Source organism: Candidatus Ruminimicrobium bovinum (assembly GCF_902760015.1).
Lineage (GTDB): Bacteria > Elusimicrobiota > Endomicrobiia > Endomicrobiales > Endomicrobiaceae > Ruminimicrobium > Ruminimicrobium bovinum.
Genome location: NZ_CACWEU010000222.1, coordinates 1 through 2,261, shown reverse-complemented (window position 1 = coordinate 2,261; position 2,261 = coordinate 1). Strand labels below are relative to the sequence as shown.

3 protein-coding genes are annotated in these 2,261 nt (G+C 34.3%); all 3 read left to right on the top strand.

Annotated elements, in window-relative coordinates:
* Nucleotides 1–835 (top strand): anthranilate synthase component I family protein (locus ACMUOV_RS07490; protein WP_413854508.1); only part of this gene is annotated, 835 nt, incomplete at its 5' end.
* Nucleotides 836–977: 142 nt separating this feature from the next.
* Nucleotides 978–1,544, top strand: coding sequence for an anthranilate synthase component II (locus ACMUOV_RS07485; RefSeq protein WP_413854506.1), 567 nt, complete (start codon nt 978–980; stop codon nt 1,542–1,544).
* A gap of 3 nt (nt 1,545–1,547) precedes the next feature.
* A partial coding sequence (trpD, locus tag ACMUOV_RS07480; RefSeq protein ID WP_413854505.1) for an anthranilate phosphoribosyltransferase occupies nt 1,548–2,261 on the top strand: 714 nt, incomplete at its 3' end.

The following is a 2,261-nucleotide window of genomic DNA, read 5'->3' as shown; positions in this document are numbered from 1 at the left end:
CGATTTCAGATATTTGTTTGCAAAAGAACAATATTGTAATATGGTAAACAAAATAAAAACTTACATAAAAGACGGTGATATTTTTCAGGCAGTATTATCAAACAGAATTGATGCCGATGTTGAGGGAAGTTTGTTGGATACTTACAGAATTTTAAGAACAACAAACCCGTCGCCGTATATGTTTTATTTCTGCAGTAACGATATTGAAATAGCCGGTGCTTCACCTGAAACATTGGTAAAACTTAATAACGGTGTTTTACACACTTTTCCTTTAGCGGGAACCCGCCCCAGAGGAAAAACTCAAGAACAAGATTTACAACTTGAAAAAGAACTTCTTTCGGATAAAAAAGAACTTGCCGAACATAATATGCTTGTTGATTTAGGCAGAAACGATTTAGGTAAAATAAGTAAATTCGGTTCGGTCCAAGTAGAAAAATATATGAGTATAGAAAGATTTTCTCATGTTATGCATATCGGTTCAACCGTTAAAGGTGAAATAAGAGCTGATAAATCGGCACTTGATGCCATAGATACCGTTCTTCCTGCGGGAACACTTTCCGGTGCTCCTAAAATAAGAGCATGTCAAATTATAAATGAACTTGAAAAAAATAAAAGAGGTATTTACGGAGGAGCAATAGGATATATTGATTTTTCGGGTAATATGGATACTTGCATTTCCATAAGAATAGCTTTTAAGAAAAATAATAAAGTATTTGTTCGTTCCGGGGCAGGTATTGTTGCAGACAGTGTTCCTGAAAAAGAGTATCAGGAATGTATAAATAAAGCACAAGCGGTTATTAATGCTTTAAAATTTTCTGCCTCGCAGAAAATTTGAGGTATGGAGGTATAGAAGAAAAGAGGTATAGATGTATAACGACATTCATACTTCCAATCGTCAAAATCACGAAGTGATTTTCGTCCATACTTCCATACATCTATACATCAAAAAATCGCTTTGCGATTTTTTAGGAGGCAATATGATTTTATTAATAGATAACTATGATAGTTTTGTTTATAACCTTTATCAATATATCGGTTCTATAAATCCCGATATAATCGTAAAAAGAAACGATGAAATTACATTAAAAGAAACAGAAAAATTAAATCCTGAAAAAATAATTTTATCACCGGGACCGGGAAAACCTTCCGATGCGGGTATTTGTATAGATTTAATTAAATATTTTGCAGGGAAAATTCCCATATTTGGTGTATGTTTAGGACATCAGGCAATATGTGAGGCATTCGGTGCAAAAATATCTTATGCAAAAGAACTTATGCACGGAAAACAATCCGAAATAACAATTGATACAAATTGCCCTATTTTTAAAGGACTTGATAATAAAATTATTGTAGGAAGGTATCATTCACTTGCAGCATTAAAAGAGACATTACCTAAAGAACTAAAAATTGTCGCAACAAGTGATGATAATGAAATTATGGCTGTTTGGCACGAAAAATATAATATATTCGGTGTTCAATTTCATCCGGAATCGGTACTTACTCCGAACGGATACACTATTATAAAAAATTTTTTGAGAGGATAAAAAATGATTAAAGAGGCAATAATAAAAGCGGTAGCAAAACAAAATTTAAGTTTTGAAGAATCTAAAACGGTAATAGATGAAATAATGAGCGGACAGGCAAGCCAAATACAAATGTCGGCTTTTTTAACGGCAATGTCGGTAAAAAAAGAAACAATAGAAGAAATTACCGGTGCTGCAGCCGGTATGAGAAAACATTGTATAAAACTTCTTAACGATATGGATATATTGGAAATTGTCGGAACCGGCGGAGACAAATCCAATTCGTTCAACATTTCAACAACCTCGGCATTTGTTGTATCTGCGGCAGGAATTCCCGTAGCAAAACACGGTAACAGAGCCGCATCAAGTAAATGCGGAGCTGCAGATGTATTGGAGGCACTCGGAGCAAAAATAACAATTTCCCCTGAAAAAAGCAAACAAATATTAGATAAAATAAATTTTTGTTTTTTGTTTGCACAAAATTATCATATAGCAATGAAATATGTTGCACCTGTCCGAAAAGAACTCGGAATAAGAACAATATTTAATATTTTGGGACCGTTGGTAAATCCCGCGGGAGCAAATATGCAATTATTAGGTGTTTACGACGAAGATTTAATTGAGCCCATGGCAAAAGTGTTATCCAATTTAGGTGTTAAAAGTGCCATGGCGGTTTACGGAACGGACGGGCTTGACGAAATTTCCGCAAGTTCGGTAACAAAAGTTTGTGAAGTTGTT